This is a genomic window from Neobacillus phoenicis, assembly GCF_047302305.1.
GTDB lineage: Bacteria > Bacillota > Bacilli > Bacillales > Cytobacillaceae > Neobacillus.
Map to the genome: position 1 here is coordinate 294,294 of NZ_CP154847.1, position 15,674 is coordinate 309,967.

Here is a 15,674-nt window from a genome sequence, read left to right on the forward strand (position 1 = left end):
AGTTGATTAGCTCATTTTGTTACGTTGGCTTAACTTCACTAAGAAGCTAAATATTATTGTTTGTTGACGTTTTTGTTTGTTTAGTTTTCAAAGAACAAATTCACCGTCGCCCAAAAGCGACTTTATTAATATATCATCTACAAAACATCATGTCAACAACTTTTTAAATTTCATTAAGTTGTTTTTATGTCAGCAGCGACGTTTATTACTATACCAAAGCCGCATATGATTGTCAACGATATTTATGAAAAATACTTATCCCTTTTTTCTATCTTTCTTTCCTCTCCTCATATACTTCAAACATTCATGTGGTGAGGCCACTCTTCTAAACAATGTAAATAATACTTTATATCTTTCTTCCATTGCTCTTTTTACAATATGATCAATTCGCTCATCTTTTAAATCAAATAGTATTTCATCCATTTCTCTTTTAATAAGGTATTCCATTTCTTTTACTTCTTTTTCATTAATCAGAAGTCCAAACATTGAATAACCTCCAGCAAATATTCTAGTTATAGTAGTCTTTTCCAATTTCTGTGATTTTATAAACGTAATTTTTAATCATATTTTCAAAAATACAAGCATAGGTTGAGACAAGGATGGTATTGGACGAGGTGGGAAGGATGAATTTCTTTTTTGTATTGAATGGGAAATCTTTAAAAAATGTATCATTGGTATTAATCGCAGCTTTTTTTACCGCATGGTTTCTTTATATGGAAAACCATGCACAAATTCCTGTATTTTCAACGAAAGATGGTCCAAAAGCGGTCTATCGGGGGGAAAAAGATTTAGCTTTATCCTTTAATATTGGTTGGGGTGATGAAAAGGCAGAACCAATTTTAGACACACTAAAGAAAGAAAATGTGAAATCAGCCACCTTTTTCTTAGCCGGTTCTTGGGCAGAAAGACACCCCGACCTTGTTAGCCGGATTGTTAAGGAAGGATATGAAATCGGTATTCTTGGCTACAATTATGAAGAGTATACCGATTTAGAAGATGTGAAGATTGCTAAGGATATATCTAAAGCACAAGAAGTCTTTACAAAATTAAATGTTAAAAACATCAAACTGCTTCGTGCCCCGACCGGACACTTTGATGAACGCACCTTAAAAATCGCCAAGAGATATGGCTACACAGTAGTCCATTGGAGTGTTGATTCTAAGGATTGGCAAAATCCTGGTGTATCTAAAATTGTAGAGAATACAAAAAAAGCGAAGAAGGGGGATATCATTCTTCTTCATGCATCAGATTCCGCCAAGCAAACAGCAAAAGCACTGCCGCTCATTTTAGCTGATATTCGCCAAAAAGGATTGAAGTTTGTTTCCGTTACTGAGATGATTGCTAACGGAGAAGCACATTCAAAGGAAATTAGATGAATATAATTTTACAGAAAAAACCGCCCATTTAATTGGACGGTTTTACTTTTTTATTTTTATTTTTCACATTTGGACTAGCTGTTTGTGCACGATTTTGACGTTCTTGTGCAGATTGTGTATTTAATTTATGAAGAATCAATAGCTGATAGGCATTACAGGCCATTAAAGCAAACATCATCAGAAAGAGCCAGCTTCTTTCGTTAACACGGAGAACAGGAACCCACTCAACCAGGGTAACCACAATCATAAAGAAAAGAGCAGGAATAAATGCCTCTCGACTGGTCTGTTTAGTTTTATACCAAGCAACGATTAGACCAACAACTAGAAGAATGAGAGCAGGGACAAAATAAGGTAAGACAGAGTCCCCATCTTTAGCAAAGTTATCGTATCGTAAATAGATCAAATCAAATAGAGCAAAAAGGATAAGAACCATTTGAACCGCATTCCAGAGAGAGGCGGATTTAAAAATCCCTAACCCGAAACGATGAACGGTTAAATAAGCAAAAAAACCCATCTGACTTATAACACTAAAAAGAAAGCCCATAACAATTAACCAAACTAACGTTGATAAAATATCAATGATTCTAAATTCAACAAAATAAGGCTGAAATTCGTTCCAGCGAACAATAAAACCCACAATAGCCGTTGTGATCCCGCCTATTAATAATGTGGTCATAAAAAGTCTTACCCAATTACGGCTTGTCACACTATAAACCTCCATATTACAAAAATGAATACCATACTGATTGTACCAAGCAAAATTTGAAAAATCTATAATTTCATTTACATACGAATAATCTCTTCCCTTTTACTTCATTATAAAATTAAGGATTCTTATGTGAAAGGAGCTTGAATAATGAAAATAAAAAGTATGTTGCTCCTCCTACCCATCATGTTGTTCCTAACAAGCTGTTCTTCTGGTGAATCAAGTAGCGGAGGGCAAGTTGATTACGAACAAACAAAGAAAATGGTTGTTGATATTTTAAAGACAGATGATGGTAAGAAGGCAATTCAAGATGTAATGGCTGACGATAAAATGAAAGAAAAGTTGGTTATGGACCAAAAAGTGGTCTCTGACACCATTGAACAAACACTTACCTCTGATAAAGCAACAGACTTCTGGAAAAAAACCTTCAGTGACCCTAAATTCGCTAAAGGTGTAGCCAAGAATATGAGAAGCGAAAATGAAAAGTTACTTAAGGAATTAATGAATGACCCGGAATATCGCGGCATGATGATTCAAGTCTTCAAAGAGCCGGAAATTCAAAAGGAAATGGCAGACGCATTGAAAAGCAAGGAATACCGGGCCCATCTTCAGTCAGTCATATCAGAGACGATAGAAAGTCCGCTGTTTAAAGCTAAAATGCAAGAGCTACTCTTAAAAGCAGCAGAAGAAGCACAAGGAAAATCCAGCTCAAAGCAAGGAGGAGACCAATCTAGTGGCGAACAAAGCTCTGGAGGCGGTCAAAGCGGAGCTGGAGGCGGTCAATAAAGAAAAGCGCAAGCGCCTTGGTCAGCGCCGACAGGCAAATGTCATAAATAAAGCCTCTTCGTTCAAAACGAAGAGGCTTTATTTATTATTTTTTAAGCAAGCTCGTTACTTTTTCAGCAATTTCCAAATAAATCTTTCCTATTTGATGATCTTCCTGATATACAGATGGAGCAAAATCTTCATCATTCCAGTCAGGCTGATTCAGAGGTAATCGTCCAAGAACTTCCGTATTTAGCTCATCGGCTAATTTGTCGCCGCCGCCTTGACCAAACACATATTCTTTTTCCCCTGTTAGCTTACTTTCGAAGTAAGCCATATTTTCAATTACTCCAAGCACCTCATGTTCAGTTCGAATAGCCATTGCTCCCGCACGCGCAGCTACAAAGGCCGCTGTTGGATGTGGAGTCGTGACGATAATTTCTTTACAAGCAGGCAGCATGGTGTGTACATCTAACGCAACATCCCCTGTACCCGGTGGTAAATCAAGCAGTAAATAATCGATTTCTCCCCATTCCACTTCATTAAAGAAACTATTCAGCATTTTCCCTAACATAGGACCTCGCCAGATAATCGGGGCATTATCTTCCACAAAGAATCCCATTGAAATAACTTGAACACCAAAGCGTTCCACAGGAATAATCTTTTCGCCTCTTACAACCGGTCTTTTTGTAATTCCCATCATATCTGGTACACTGAATCCATAAATATCAGCATCAATAAGACCCACTTTTTTGCCTAAACGAGCTAAAGCTACAGCTAGGTTCACAGATACAGTTGATTTACCTACTCCGCCCTTCCCACTAGCAATGGCAATAAAAGTCGTATTGTTAGATTGAAGCAGATTTTTTTCTTTTTCTGGCTCTTTATTTCGATGCTGGGTTAATACTTCTTCAGGAAGTTGATTGAAACGGATTCCAACAGTCGCTGCACCTGCTTCTTTTAAAAGATTTACAATTTGGGTTTGCAACTGTAACTGTTCAGACGTTCCTGTTCTTGCAATGGCTATTTTCACGCTAACGTGATTTTTCTCTTCTTTTATTTTAATTTCTTCAATCGCATGTAGTTCAGCTAATGTTTTATGTAAAAATGGCTCTTTAAGGCTGCCAAGAACCTCTTGGATCTTTACCTCTGTTAACATGAAAAGCACCTCACCTTATGAATTCGTTTCCATCTATCAGTATACCATAATCACGCTGGGATACAGTTAAATGAATCACACATACTACCTATTAAAACACAGAAAAGCATTTAAACAAAAAAGGGATGGCAGACCCCACCATCATCCTTCATCTATTTCTTTAATCTCTTTTTCATTTGTAAAATAACGCATAATTCCTTTATAGATAGAAATGGCTACTTTTTCTTGATAGGAATCCTTTTTTAACATGGCTTTTTCACCTGGGTTAGAAAGAAAGCCAACCTCAACTAGTGCTCCTGGTTTTTTTGCATTCTTTAAAATATATACTTGATTCAAAGGCTTTGCTTTCCTGTTTGTATTCTCTAAATTCTTGCGTAGCTCTTCTTGAATAAATTTAGCCGCCCTTGCATTCTCTTGATGATGCGGCGCATAGAAGGTTTGAGCCCCGCTCCATCTGGAGGAAGGTATGGCATTTAAATGAATGCTGACGAAAAGATCATTATCGGTATTATTAATCATCTTTAACCTTTTTTTCAAATCTTCCACTTTTCTTCTACTATACCCTCTTGTATCATCATCGGCCAAATCGGTATCCGTTTCCCGTGTCATAATAACGAGGGCTCCTTGCTGTTGGAGATAATCCCTTACTTTTATAGTGATATCTAATGCTATGTCTTTTTCAAGGGTTTTCCCTGTTCCTGCTCCACCATCTGGGCCTCCATGTCCCGCATCTAACAAAATGATTTTACCTGACAACGGAAGGTTCCATGTGTTCCAAGAATCATCCTCCATAAAGTCATGCTGTAAGATGAGAAACAATACAAGTAAACCTGCAATAAAACTTATGATTTTTATTCTTCGCTTCGACACCCAAATCATCCTTCCCGCTCGTCCCTGTTCAATAAACTATATGGGACAAGAGGGAAAAATAGAACAGAAGAAAGAGTAAAGCAGAAGTGCACTATTTATAGCTATGCACCTCTGCCAAAATATTCAAGGATTCAATTTAATGCAGGCGAAGTTTATGTCGCCTTTGGCCCTTTTCATACCCTTCTCTCCACCAAACATGTATATACTGTTCACATAGGTAATAAAGAGATTCACTCATCGTGCCTTCTTCACCATTTCCCCAGTAAAGTAGAAAATTGTATAACGTATCAATTAAGTGTTTTTCTTCTTTGTAACAACGTAACCGCACTGCCTCTTGGTCCTCTCCGTAATACCCAAATTTGCTGAACTTTGCCCCTAATAGGAAGGCCTCTAACGCTACATCATAACAAGCCTCTTCTATACCTGTATTCATGACAAAACTGGAGGCTATTTTTGTTGAACCAAAGTATTGTTTTACTCTTTCTTTTAACGTATTGATGGATAAGTCCCGAAGTACGGAACGCTCATATTTAATCTGTTTTTCACGTCTTTTTTCTTTAAAGGTAGTAATAACAGTCACTTCAATTTCACCTCTTAGAACTATTCTTTATCCCTTGTTCATAAGAAATGCAAAGACAGTTTTACCAATTTTTTATGTAATTGGACAGGTACACGAACGTATAGTCTCTTCCTCGATACAATATATATGTAAAACCCTTTATATAGGAGGAGCTGAAATGAAACTCTATTTAGATCCAGGTCATGGTGGTAGTGACCCAGGTGCCCAAGGTAATGGACTAAATGAAAAGGATATTACATTAGATATTGCGCTTAAAATTCGGACAATCCTTATCAACAATTACGAGAATATCGAAGTCAAAATGAGTCGTACAACTGATATAACAAAAAGCTTAAGCCAGCGGACAAATGAAGCAAACTCCTGGGGGGCCAATTTTTACATGGCCATTCATATTAATGCCTTTAATGGTACCGCACAAGGATACGAGGATTACATCTACAGTAATCTATCCGATTCCTCAACGACAGCAAGGTATCGTGAGATTATTCATGCGGAAGTAATGAAACTTAATCAATTAATAGACCGCGGAAAGAAAAAAGCAAATTTCCATGTTCTCCGGGAATCAGCAATGCCAGCCATCCTTTCTGAAAATGGCTTTATTGATCATGCCCATGATGCAGCCTTAATGAAACAATCTTCTTGGCGACAAAATGTAGCCCAGGGACATGCGAATGGCATCGCAAAAGCTTTTAATCTAAAGCCTAAATCCGTGTCACCAGTACCAGTACCTTCTGAAACCATTTACAAAGTGATTGCAGGATCATTCAAACAACGGAATAACGCTGACAATCGAGCAGCTTTCATTGAATCAAAAGGCATTGAAGCATTTGTTATGACAACAACCATTTCGGGTGAAATTTGGTATCGTGTACAGGCTGGAGCCTTTTCAAATCGAGCAAATGCTGAAGCTCGTCAGGAAGAAATCCAAAATCTAGGCATTACAGATACCTTCATCATTACCGAAGGTACCAGCCCGACGACTACACCTACTCCGTCAGAACCCACTCCCACTGGATATTCCATTCTTGGGCAGACCTTCTTGTCCCCAGAGCACATGAATCTTTATGTTAAAACAGTCAATCCCCATGCGATTGAACTAGGTGATTTTTATTTAACCTTTGGCGAATACTATGGAATCAGAGGTGATATTGCGTTTGCGCAAGCTTTACATGAAACAAACTATTTCCGCTTTACAGGCACTGTAAAACCAGCGCAAAATAATTATGCAGGGATTGGTACAACAGGACCGGATAATCCTGGCGCAAGCTTTGCCACACCAGAAGAGGGAGTACTCGCACATCTTCAGCATCTATTCGCTTATGCTTCTACAAAGGTCCTACCCGATGAATATCCGCTGGTAGATCCCCGTTTTTATCTAGTTAAACGAGGATCGGCTCCAACATGGACCGCTTTAAACGGTATATGGGCCGTGCCGGGCACAACCTATGGCCAATCTATTTTAAGTCTATATGGAAAAATGCATTCGCCAAACAAAATTTAGACACAGTTTTGAATGAAATCAATAAATAAGAAGCAGAGGCTGATTCCTTGGGTAGGAGTCAGCCTTGTTTCTTTCTTATTCGTTCTCCCCTATTACATAATCCTTCCACTATAGGAAATACTATTCTAAATGTGATGTAAACTACGGCGGTGAATTGTAATAATGAACTGGTTTATGAAGAAAAAGGCGCAAAATAGTGAAAAAGCAACGTTAGAACAATATCTCCAACGTTCGAATGATTATACAAAAGTTCATTATATAAACCAGGCAACCAATTGCCGATTTTCTTTTTCCTTTATATCTACACTCATTGACGAGAGCATTTTGCAGGAAAATGTCCTACCCTATTTACTAGAAAAGCCATTTGAAAAGATTGAAGAAGTAAAGAAGCTCATTCCCCTTGCGGATGTGCAGATAAGTAATGATGAAAGTCTTATTGAACAGAAATTATTTAATGGATATGTATTTTTAACACTTGATTCAGACCCAGGTCATTTTGCCTTTTTGGCTGCGCAAAAAGAAATTGTCCGCAGCATTACACAGCCTGAGGTTGAGTTTAGTGTTATTGGGCCAAAGGAAGCCTTTGTTGAATCTCTCGAGCAAAATGTTAACTTAATCCGCAAACGACTTCCTGTTAAGGAACTAATAAGTGAAGAGTTGACACTAGGCACTCTATCGAAAACAAAGATTTCGGTTATGTATTTAGATGGGATTGCTGACCCGGATAATATCCAGGAAGTGATGAAGCGGTTAAAGGCTGTTGACTTTGATGCCATAACCGATAGTTCTTATATTGTTCAATTAATCTCAGATAATAAAAATTCCCCCTTCCCACAGCTTCTCGATACCGAGCGGCCAGACCGGGTAACTGCCATCTTGGCAGAGGGGAAAATTGCTATATTTGTTGATGGGTCTCCGCATGTGCTGATCACGCCAACAACGCTGGTTGAGTTTTTTGGCTCGTTTGAGGATTACTTTTTAAATTGGATGTTATCCTCATTCTTTCGGTTAATTCGGCTTTTTGCCGTTGCCTTTTCTATTTTGATTACACCAGTTTATGTAGCGACTTTGTCTTATCATTATGAACTGATTCCAAAGGATTTAATGAATACGTTAGTTACGTCTCGCCGTGAAATACCGCTTCCCCCTATCCTGGAAGCATTGTTTTTAGAGCTAACGATTGAGCTTCTACGTGAGGCTGGAGCCCGACTTCCTACAAAGGTCGGTCAGACAATCGGTATCGTGGGTGGTATCGTTATCGGGACCGCTTCGGTTGAAGCAGGCCTTACAAGTAATGTTCTATTAATTATCGTCGCTCTTGCGGCACTGGCGTCATTTACTACCCCTGTTTATAAAATGGGCAACGCCATTCGTTTACTGCGCTTTCCATTTTTATTTTTTGCTGAGCTTTGGGGCCTGCTAGGAATCGTTTTTTGTTTTTGCCTGTTAATGGCACATTTACTTAGACTAACATCCCTTAATAGACCGTTTTTAGAACCGATCTATCCACCAAGAATGACGGACCTAAAGGATTCTATTATTAGGCTCCCATTCTCAAAGCAATCCTTAAGGCCTCAGACTTTACGGACTCAAAATCCCGTTCGTTTTACTCCTAGGAAAAAAGTGAAAAAAGGAGATATTGACGAATAGAACGTGGAGGAAGTGCTATGGAACATTTAGTGCCGGAAAAAGCAAAAGTATCGCCTTTTTTAGTTTTCTTTCTCGTCCATACGATGCAGGTGGGCATAGGCGTTCTTGGCTTTCAACGCATTATCGCTTTAACAGCAGGATATGATGCATGGATGTCGGTGATTTTTGCAGGTTTAAGCATTCATATCATCATATGGATGATGTATAAAATTCTTGAGACCGTCGATGGTGATATCATCACTGCCCATTCGTTTGTTTTCGGAAAGAAAATTGGTAAACTCCTATCATTTCCCTTTGTCCTTTATTTTTTGATGATTGCCTTGACCCTTCTAAGAACCTTTATTGAAGTCGTCCAAGTATGGATGTTCCAGGATATGAGCACCTTTTGGTATTCTTTCGCTTTTTGTGGATTAGCCATATATATTATCTTCGGAGGCTTTAGAACGGTGACCGGGGTGGCTTTCTTTGGAGTCGTCCTCCCTGCTTACTTAATCTTAACTTTTTTCTTTACGATTCCTTATGCAGATGTAAAAAATTTACTTCCTATTTTTGATCACTCCGTTAAGGATTTGGTAATGGCATCCTATCAAATGTCCCTTACCTACCTTGGCTACGAGGTGCTTTTATTTTTCTATCCATATATTAAAGATCCTCAAAAATCGAAAAAGTGGGCACATTTAGGAGTCCTTTACACAACTGTACTCTATACATTGCTAACGTTCGTCACCTTTACCTATTTTTCAGAGGGGCAGCTGCAAAAAAATATTTGGGCCACCCTGACGATGTGGAAAGTGGTTGAAATGCCCTTTGTTGAAAGATTCGAATACATTGGGATCGCTAATTGGAATATCATCATTCTTCCTAATTTTTGCATCGCCCTTTGGTGTGGTAGCCGGATTGTTAAAAGAGTAACCAACATAAAACAAAAATATGGTGTTCTTGTTTTAGCGATGTTTACTTTAATTTTTATTAATTTTTTTAAGTCACGGGAACAAATAAATACGCTTATCGATTATACCGGAAAAATTGCCTTTTTCCTTAATTACGGCTATATTCCATTGCTCTTTTTTCTTGTGTTAATTGTGAAGAAGGTGAAGAAAAAATGAGGAAACTCCTTACCTTTTTTATTGTTTTAACCATTCTAACAGGATGCGTACGAAAAGAAATTTTAGACGATGTCAATCTAGAAACGGGAAGTGCCTATGATTATATTGATAACCAAATACGCGGTACAGCTCTCATTCCTGTTTATTTACCCGATAAATCAGTAGAAAATAAAACCTTTTCCGCTTCTTCTAGTCTAAGCAGAGACTTTTTAAGAGATGTTCAGCGTCAATCTTCTGACCCTCTCGTAACAGGGTCTCTTAAAGTGGTTCTTTTTGGAGAAAAGCTTGCGAAGCAGAAAGGAATTTTAGCCCTCATCGACTCCTTTCAACGGGACCCAAGCATCGGTGCTGGCCTTTACCTTACTGTTACGGAAGGGGAAGCCAAAGATGTTATTGAAGGCAAATATGGAAAAAGAGGGAATGCAGTCTATCTATCCAATCTTATTCGCCATAATATGAAGTCGAAAGATTTGCCGAAAACAAATCTACAGCGATTTTTATTTGATTTTCACCAAAAGGGAAAATCCCCCTATCTGCCGCAAATTCGTTCGTTGAGTGATGACCAAATAGAAATTAGCGGCATCAGCTTTTTTCGATATGGTAAAGTGGTTCAGACCATACCAGCTGCAAAGATGTTTTATTTTAAGCTTCTTGTAGACAACTATAGTGAGGGAACCTTAAAGGTAAACATCGATAAAGAAATTGCATCCATTGAAAGTATTCGTTCTAAATTCAAGATGAAACTCGCAGCTAGGAATCCCTATACCGTAAATGTACACATTAAAGTGAAAGCCATGTTAAATGAATACACCGGAGCTAGTGTGACGCCAAAAGGTATTAAGGAAATTGAAAAAAAAGTGGAAAAGGACATAGAATCAGAATGCCTTAAGTTAACAAAAGGTTTTCAAGAAAATGAAATTGATCCCGTAGGATTTGGCCACTTTATAAAAAGTAGAACAAGGAATTTCAACTTTAAAAAGTGGGATACCGACTATCAATATTTGAAAGTCAATGTACATGCAGATGTGAGCATTATCGAATCAGGTGTTATTGAGTAAATTAAGCTAAAAAAGAGACTCCCATCAGCCTTCAATTGATAGGAGTCTCTACTGGTTAATTCATATTTTGTGACTGATTCATTTTGTAGATTTTTGCAGGCTTGGGAAGCGTTATCCCTGTAAAACCATAAAAAACAGTGAGTAGCGGTGAAAATAAACAAAATAACGCAAAAGGAAAATATTCTGTAACGGAAACGCCAAGGACTGATGCTAAAAATACACCACAGACACTCCACGGTACAAGCGGATTAACAACTGTCCCCGCATCTTCAAGCACCCGTGAAAGATGCTTTGGTTCCAAACCTGCTTTTTTGAAATGCTCTTTAAATGCGTTTCCAGGCAATAAGATCGATAAGTATTGCTCACCAAGTATAAAATTTACCGCTATCGCCATTCCGGCCGTTGCACTGATTAATACGGACACTCGGGTTAATAGGGAATTGATCATTGATAATACAGCTGGAATAATTCCTAATCTGAACAGCAGGCCTCCCATACTCAGTGCAAGCAGAATGACTGATATACTAAACATCATGCTTTCGATACCGCCCCGTGTCAGAATTGAATCAACTTCCTTTATCCCACTTTCAGATTTGTAACCAGAATAGAGCAGGTCTAAAAATCCTTTACCGCCCAATCCTCCCTTAATCCACAACGAGATAATAAGAGCAGATAAAATGCCCGCGGAAAGCGTTGCAATGGCAGGGACCTTTTTAGCAGCCAAAATGGCAAGGATTAAGAGTGGTAATAGTGAATACCAGTGCACTAGGCGCATATCTAGTAAAGTATTCTTAATAACTGCAATTTGTTGAATGCTCTTTGCTGTTTCCGCTGGGGATAGAACCAGATACACGATAAATGAAAGAATAAAAGCAGGGATAGTCGTCCATGCCATATTTTTTATATGTTCAAATAAATCGGCTCCTGCAACACTAGATGCAAGGTTCGTTGTATCCGATAGAGGCGACATTTTATCACCGAAGAAAGCACCTGATACTACCGCCCCTGCAGTGATCACAGGCGAAATGCCTAGTGCAGTGCTTGCAGAAACAAAAGCGACTCCTACTGTTGCAGCAGTGGTTAAAGAGCTACCTATACTGAGACCTATAATGGATGTTACGACAAAAACAATGGCATAGTAAAATTTCCCCGATACTAAGTCAACCGCAATATAAATAAATGTTGGAATGGTGCCACTTGCCATCCAACTGCTTATCAGCATCCCGATAAAAAAGAAAATCATAACAGCTGCGATGCCTGATTTAGCTCCATTTGACATGGCTTCTTCCAAATCTTTAAAGCTTACTTTTTTAATTACGCCATAACCCAGTAATAGAGCGATGCCTGAAATTATTGCTAAGTGCGGTACTACCTGAAGGCCAATAATTAAATAACTAACCAGCCCCATTAAAGCCGCTATAATCAACATGGCTTCAGCTGGTTTGATGGTTAATACTTTTTGTTCTTGTTCCATAAAAAATTTCCTCCTATTAAAGATATAACTAAACGCAAAAAAGCCCCTCCATCTAGGGACGAAAGGACTCCGCGTTACCACCCTAATTGGCAAGGTTAAATCTTGTACCCCTTACCCTCTTAAAAATGTATGCCTGTATAAAACAGCTGTACTTCAAAATGGTCACTGCCCAGATTTTCACCCTCCATCTGGTCTCTATTTGCTGCTCATGTCATTTCTACTAGAACTGTAGGCGTGATATTTACTATTACACTAAAACGCTTTTAAGCGTTAAAGTGTGTGTGTGAATAATATACAACGTCATTCTTTATTTGTCAAAAGTTTTTTTAACATAATGTCTGTGTTAAAGAACAGTGTTGATTTATACACCCTTTTGATTGGAGCGGAAGGCACGAAGACTCCTGTGGGAGTATGGTTCAGGGGAGACCCCGCAGGCGCAAGCGCCGAGGAGGCTCGCCGAAACACCCACGAACCGCTCGTGCCTGGAGCGGAAATCAACAGGCAAATTTAACAGAGCCAACATAATAAAAAATACTCTCAACCAATTTGGTTGAGAGTATTTGAACGTTCAGGGGAAAATCATGTTTTATTTTTCGATAGATATCTACTAAGAATTTGTCGATATTTCCTGGGAATTTGTAGAAAATTGGAAAAACAGTGGATACGGTAGGTTAAATATCATCTCGCATATCGACTTCTTTTTCTATTAAAGAAGAAGGCTCTGGGGATTTATTTGTATGTTATATCGCCCGGCGATACGAACAAAAAAAAGCCTTTAACAGGCACGTTATTTTCTGAATATGGAGAAAAGCCACGCCCATTTTTCTTTAGGCTGTTGTATCGCTTCTTCTAAACGTTTATTAAAAACATTTTGTGAAATCCATTCTTTTTTCTGTTCGTCCCTCATATTTTGTATTTCTTTTTGTAAGAAATCGCTTATTTGTTGCTCCTGTTTCAGCAATGTTTCGTAATGGATCATTTGGTGTTCAGTTAATTTTTCAATTTTAGCATGAGTTTTTTGTGCAGAATTTCCAATATTAGAACTTATAACATGATGATCTTGCTGGAGCCGGGAAACCTGTGTTTTAAGCTGAGACATATCGTTTGTCAGTTGAACATTCATTTCACGTGTGGCTGCGAGTTCATTAGCTAAAAACATTAAGATCTCTTCTAATTGTTTGGGGTCTTGTGGTAGATTACCATATGTATCGGGTATAGCAATCTCAGTTTCATTGAGTCCTTCTAAACTTTCTTTTTGTTTATATACAATGTCTTTAGCTGTTTCGTCTAGGGGCTTGTCCGTATCGCGTAACGCTATAAGAGCTCCGATGTCAGATAGTACAAAAATACGCCGATCTCCATCTTTCAAAAACTCATATCCATTCCGCTCTAAGATTTGTCCATACTTTCGAACAGTGGGTGTTGCAATTCCTAATTCTTCTGCCACTTCTTTGGAAGAGAAAGCTTGTTCATTAGGTTGTATATCACGTCGCATATCGCACCTCCTTTTTTATTAAATATGAACGTTTTCAAATGAATTTGCAAGGGTCATATCACCTAACGATACAAAATAAAAGAGAGAACCACTTAGCTCTATTACAAAGAATGTTTTTTTGGTGATATTGCAATGTATCGCCAGGCGATACGGAAACCCCATTCGATCCTGGATAAGTAGGAATCATAATTTCTTTCCCGCAACAAAACTAGGCGGCCTATTTCACGTTGATCGTTCATAGAATGTTGCTTTTATACAGGAAGTTCAATCAAGCCGGACACTCTAAAAGAGCAAACAGTTACTATATTTCAAAAATACATTGAGCTAAGATTTATGGTCAAACTGTGGTCAAATGCTTTTTTCTAAATAAAAGGCTATATTATCATTTGTTTGTTGATTTACGTGTAGATAAGAGAATTCATAAGCGGAGATATTCCGGTTAACTGCTCTAAATGAGACAAAATCCAAAGATTTGGATACAATAACCGGAAAAAATACCCTTATTTTTAAGGAAATAAGGGTATTTCCCAATTTAAGCGGAATTTTTCCGTTTATTTTTCAAACACTATGAAATCACCATTCAGTTATAACAGAGCCAAATAAAAAAGACACCCAACCAAATTGGTTGAGAGTCTTTGATGTTCGAAAAGATTAACGTTTTGAGAACTGAGGCGCACGACGAGCACCTTTAAGACCGTATTTCTTACGCTCTTTCATACGTGCATCACGAGTTAATAGACCTGCGCGCTTTAATGTTGGACGGAACTCAGGGTCAGCTTGAAGTAATGCGCGAGCAATACCGTGGCGGATTGCGCCAGCTTGACCAGTGTATCCACCGCCGCTTACGTTTACAAGAACATCATAGCTGCCTACAGTTTCAGTAGCTACTAATGGTTGTCTTACAACAACACGTAAAGCTTCAAATGGGATATAATCTTCGATTTCACGACCGTTAACTACAATTTTACCTGTGCCTGGAACTAGACGCACACGTGCGACTGAGCTCTTACGACGACCAGTACCGATATATTGAACTTGTGCCAAGTTAATTCCCTCCCTCTAAATTATCCGCGAAGTTCGTAAACTTCAGGTTTTTGTGCTTGGTGCGGATGTTCGCTACCAGCATATACGTGTAATTTTTTGATCATTTGACGGCCAAGAGAATTCTTTGGAAGCATACCTTTAACAGCAAGCTCGATCATTTTCTCAGCATAATTTGTACGCATTTCAAGAGCAGTTCTTTGCTTTAAACCACCAGGATGCATGCTGTGACGGTAGTAGATCTTGTCAGTTAATTTCTTTCCTGTTAGTTCTACTTTAGATGCATTAAGAATGATTACATTATCACCAGTGTCAACATGTGGTGTAAAAGTTGGTTTGTTTTTACCACGTAGAATTGATGCTACCTCAGAAGCAAGACGTCCAAGAGTTTTGCCCTCAGCATCAATCACGTACCATTTACGCTCGATATTGTTGGCATTTGCCATAAACGTTGTACGCATGAGTTTCCCTCCTAATTAAATCCATAAAGATTATTTTTTCGCACCTTCATAAAGCAATTAATGTTTATTCTGTTCCGGGAATCCACATTAATGCCCTTGTGCGCTTAAGTTTTCTAATTCATATATTTTCAATCACGATGAAGACTTTTCCGGGGCTTAATCGTGGGATTAAAAACACACACATATAATATAATAAATACTTTGGGTCTATATGTCAAGGGGATGTTACACCAGGTTGGGTTGTTTTATTAAAATGTTGAATATATATTGATTTCCGCTCCAGGCGCGAGCGGTTCGCGGGCGTGCCGGGGAGCCTCCTCGTCGCTTCGCTCCTGCGGGGTCTCCCCTGCCCCGTACTCCCGCAGGAGTCTTCGCGCCTTCCGCTACAATAAAAAGGTGTCTCAAATTAGCCTTAAAAAAGCTAATAAACCC

At 38.5% G+C, this 15,674-nt stretch carries 15 protein-coding genes; 6 read left to right on the plus strand and 9 right to left on the minus strand.

Going from position 1 to position 15,674, the window contains the following annotated elements:
• Nucleotides 1–255 precede the first annotated feature (255 nt).
• Nucleotides 256–486, minus strand: coding sequence for a hypothetical protein (locus AA0X95_RS01460; RefSeq protein WP_413304598.1), 231 nt, complete (start codon nt 484–486; stop codon nt 256–258).
• 137 nt (nt 487–623) lie between these two features.
• Between AA0X95_RS01460 and pdaB the strand changes: the two genes are divergently transcribed.
• Nucleotides 624–1,376 (plus strand): polysaccharide deacetylase family sporulation protein PdaB, encoded by a 753-nt coding sequence (gene pdaB, locus AA0X95_RS01465; protein WP_413304601.1) that lies wholly within the window; start codon nt 624–626, stop codon nt 1,374–1,376.
• A 28-nt stretch (nt 1,377–1,404) separates the two neighbouring features.
• Here the strand turns inward: pdaB and AA0X95_RS01470 are convergent, their stop codons facing one another.
• Nucleotides 1,405–2,082 carry a KinB-signaling pathway activation protein gene (locus AA0X95_RS01470; protein WP_413304604.1) on the minus strand — a complete coding sequence of 226 codons (678 nt, stop codon included), beginning with the start codon at nt 2,080–2,082 and terminating at the stop codon, nt 1,405–1,407.
• Between the two features lie 150 nt (nt 2,083–2,232).
• Between AA0X95_RS01470 and gerD the strand changes: the two genes are divergently transcribed.
• Complete coding sequence (gene gerD / locus AA0X95_RS01475) at nt 2,233–2,868, plus strand: spore germination lipoprotein GerD (protein WP_413304607.1); 636 nt, start codon at nt 2,233–2,235, stop codon at nt 2,866–2,868.
• 85 nt (nt 2,869–2,953) lie between these two features.
• Here the strand turns inward: gerD and AA0X95_RS01480 are convergent, their stop codons facing one another.
• From AA0X95_RS01480 to AA0X95_RS01490, 3 genes are all read right to left on the minus strand, one after another.
• Complete coding sequence (locus AA0X95_RS01480; protein ID WP_413304609.1) at nt 2,954–4,006, minus strand: Mrp/NBP35 family ATP-binding protein; 1,053 nt, start codon at nt 4,004–4,006, stop codon at nt 2,954–2,956.
• 141 nt (nt 4,007–4,147) lie between these two features.
• A complete protein-coding gene (gene cwlD / locus AA0X95_RS01485; protein WP_413304612.1) occupies nt 4,148–4,876 on the minus strand; it encodes an N-acetylmuramoyl-L-alanine amidase CwlD in 729 nt (242 codons plus the stop codon).
• Nucleotides 4,877–5,012: 136 nt separating this feature from the next.
• The gene (locus tag AA0X95_RS01490; protein WP_413304615.1) at nt 5,013–5,456 is read right to left on the minus strand and encodes a YbaK family protein; all 444 of its coding nucleotides are present in this window, start codon (nt 5,454–5,456) and stop codon (nt 5,013–5,015) included.
• A gap of 157 nt (nt 5,457–5,613) precedes the next feature.
• Here AA0X95_RS01490 and AA0X95_RS01495 point away from each other — a divergent pair, with 157 nt between their 5' ends.
• The 4 genes from AA0X95_RS01495 (at nt 5,614) to AA0X95_RS01510 (ending at nt 10,771) form a co-directional block, all read left to right on the plus strand.
• Nucleotides 5,614–6,957: an N-acetylmuramoyl-L-alanine amidase gene (locus tag AA0X95_RS01495; protein WP_413304617.1), complete on the plus strand. Its 1,344-nt coding sequence runs from the start codon at nt 5,614–5,616 to the stop codon at nt 6,955–6,957.
• Between the two features lie 162 nt (nt 6,958–7,119).
• Nucleotides 7,120–8,607: a spore germination protein gene (locus AA0X95_RS01500; RefSeq protein ID WP_413304620.1), complete on the plus strand. Its 1,488-nt coding sequence runs from the start codon at nt 7,120–7,122 to the stop codon at nt 8,605–8,607.
• Nucleotides 8,608–8,624: 17 nt separating this feature from the next.
• Nucleotides 8,625–9,713, plus strand: a complete 1,089-nt coding sequence (locus tag AA0X95_RS01505; RefSeq protein ID WP_413304623.1) for a GerAB/ArcD/ProY family transporter — start codon at nt 8,625–8,627, stop codon at nt 9,711–9,713.
• Complete coding sequence (locus AA0X95_RS01510) at nt 9,710–10,771, plus strand: Ger(x)C family spore germination protein (protein ID WP_413304626.1); 1,062 nt, start codon at nt 9,710–9,712, stop codon at nt 10,769–10,771. Before AA0X95_RS01505 ends, AA0X95_RS01510 begins: the two co-directional genes overlap by 4 nt.
• A gap of 55 nt (nt 10,772–10,826) precedes the next feature.
• Here the strand turns inward: AA0X95_RS01510 and nhaC are convergent, their stop codons facing one another.
• The 4 genes from nhaC to rplM all read right to left on the minus strand — a co-directional run bounded on the left by nhaC (nt 10,827) and on the right by rplM (nt 15,242).
• Nucleotides 10,827–12,245: a Na+/H+ antiporter NhaC gene (nhaC, locus tag AA0X95_RS01515; RefSeq protein WP_413304629.1), complete on the minus strand. Its 1,419-nt coding sequence runs from the start codon at nt 12,243–12,245 to the stop codon at nt 10,827–10,829.
• 787 nt (nt 12,246–13,032) lie between these two features.
• A complete protein-coding gene (locus AA0X95_RS01520) occupies nt 13,033–13,740 on the minus strand; it encodes a hypothetical protein (RefSeq protein WP_413304631.1) in 708 nt (235 codons plus the stop codon).
• A gap of 651 nt (nt 13,741–14,391) precedes the next feature.
• Nucleotides 14,392–14,784, minus strand: a complete 393-nt coding sequence (rpsI, locus tag AA0X95_RS01525) for a 30S ribosomal protein S9 (RefSeq protein WP_098533175.1) — start codon at nt 14,782–14,784, stop codon at nt 14,392–14,394.
• Nucleotides 14,785–14,804: 20 nt separating this feature from the next.
• Nucleotides 14,805–15,242 carry a 50S ribosomal protein L13 gene (gene rplM, locus AA0X95_RS01530; protein WP_309856899.1) on the minus strand — a complete coding sequence of 146 codons (438 nt, stop codon included), beginning with the start codon at nt 15,240–15,242 and terminating at the stop codon, nt 14,805–14,807.
• Nucleotides 15,243–15,674 lie beyond the last annotated feature (432 nt).

Excerpts from the sequence above, each read along its gene's own strand:
- AA0X95_RS01495 (WP_413304617.1), top strand. The coding sequence starts at position 5,614 with ATGAAACTCTATTTAGATCCAGGTCATGGTGGTAGTGACCCAGGTGCC.
- AA0X95_RS01460 (WP_413304598.1), bottom strand. The coding sequence starts at position 486 with ATGTTTGGACTTCTGATTAATGAAAAAGAAGTAAAAGAAATGGAATAC.
- nhaC (WP_413304629.1), bottom strand. The coding sequence starts at position 12,245 with ATGGAACAAGAACAAAAAGTATTAACCATCAAACCAGCTGAAGCCATG.
- AA0X95_RS01505 (WP_413304623.1), top strand. The coding sequence starts at position 8,625 with ATGGAACATTTAGTGCCGGAAAAAGCAAAAGTATCGCCTTTTTTAGTT.
- gerD (WP_413304607.1), top strand. The coding sequence starts at position 2,233 with ATGAAAATAAAAAGTATGTTGCTCCTCCTACCCATCATGTTGTTCCTA.
- AA0X95_RS01500 (WP_413304620.1), top strand. The coding sequence starts at position 7,120 with ATGAACTGGTTTATGAAGAAAAAGGCGCAAAATAGTGAAAAAGCAACG.
- AA0X95_RS01480 (WP_413304609.1), bottom strand. The coding sequence starts at position 4,006 with ATGTTAACAGAGGTAAAGATCCAAGAGGTTCTTGGCAGCCTTAAAGAG.
- rplM (WP_309856899.1), bottom strand. The coding sequence starts at position 15,242 with ATGCGTACAACGTTTATGGCAAATGCCAACAATATCGAGCGTAAATGG.
- AA0X95_RS01510 (WP_413304626.1), top strand. The coding sequence starts at position 9,710 with ATGAGGAAACTCCTTACCTTTTTTATTGTTTTAACCATTCTAACAGGA.
- AA0X95_RS01520 (WP_413304631.1), bottom strand. The coding sequence starts at position 13,740 with ATGCGACGTGATATACAACCTAATGAACAAGCTTTCTCTTCCAAAGAA.
- pdaB (WP_413304601.1), top strand. The coding sequence starts at position 624 with ATGAATTTCTTTTTTGTATTGAATGGGAAATCTTTAAAAAATGTATCA.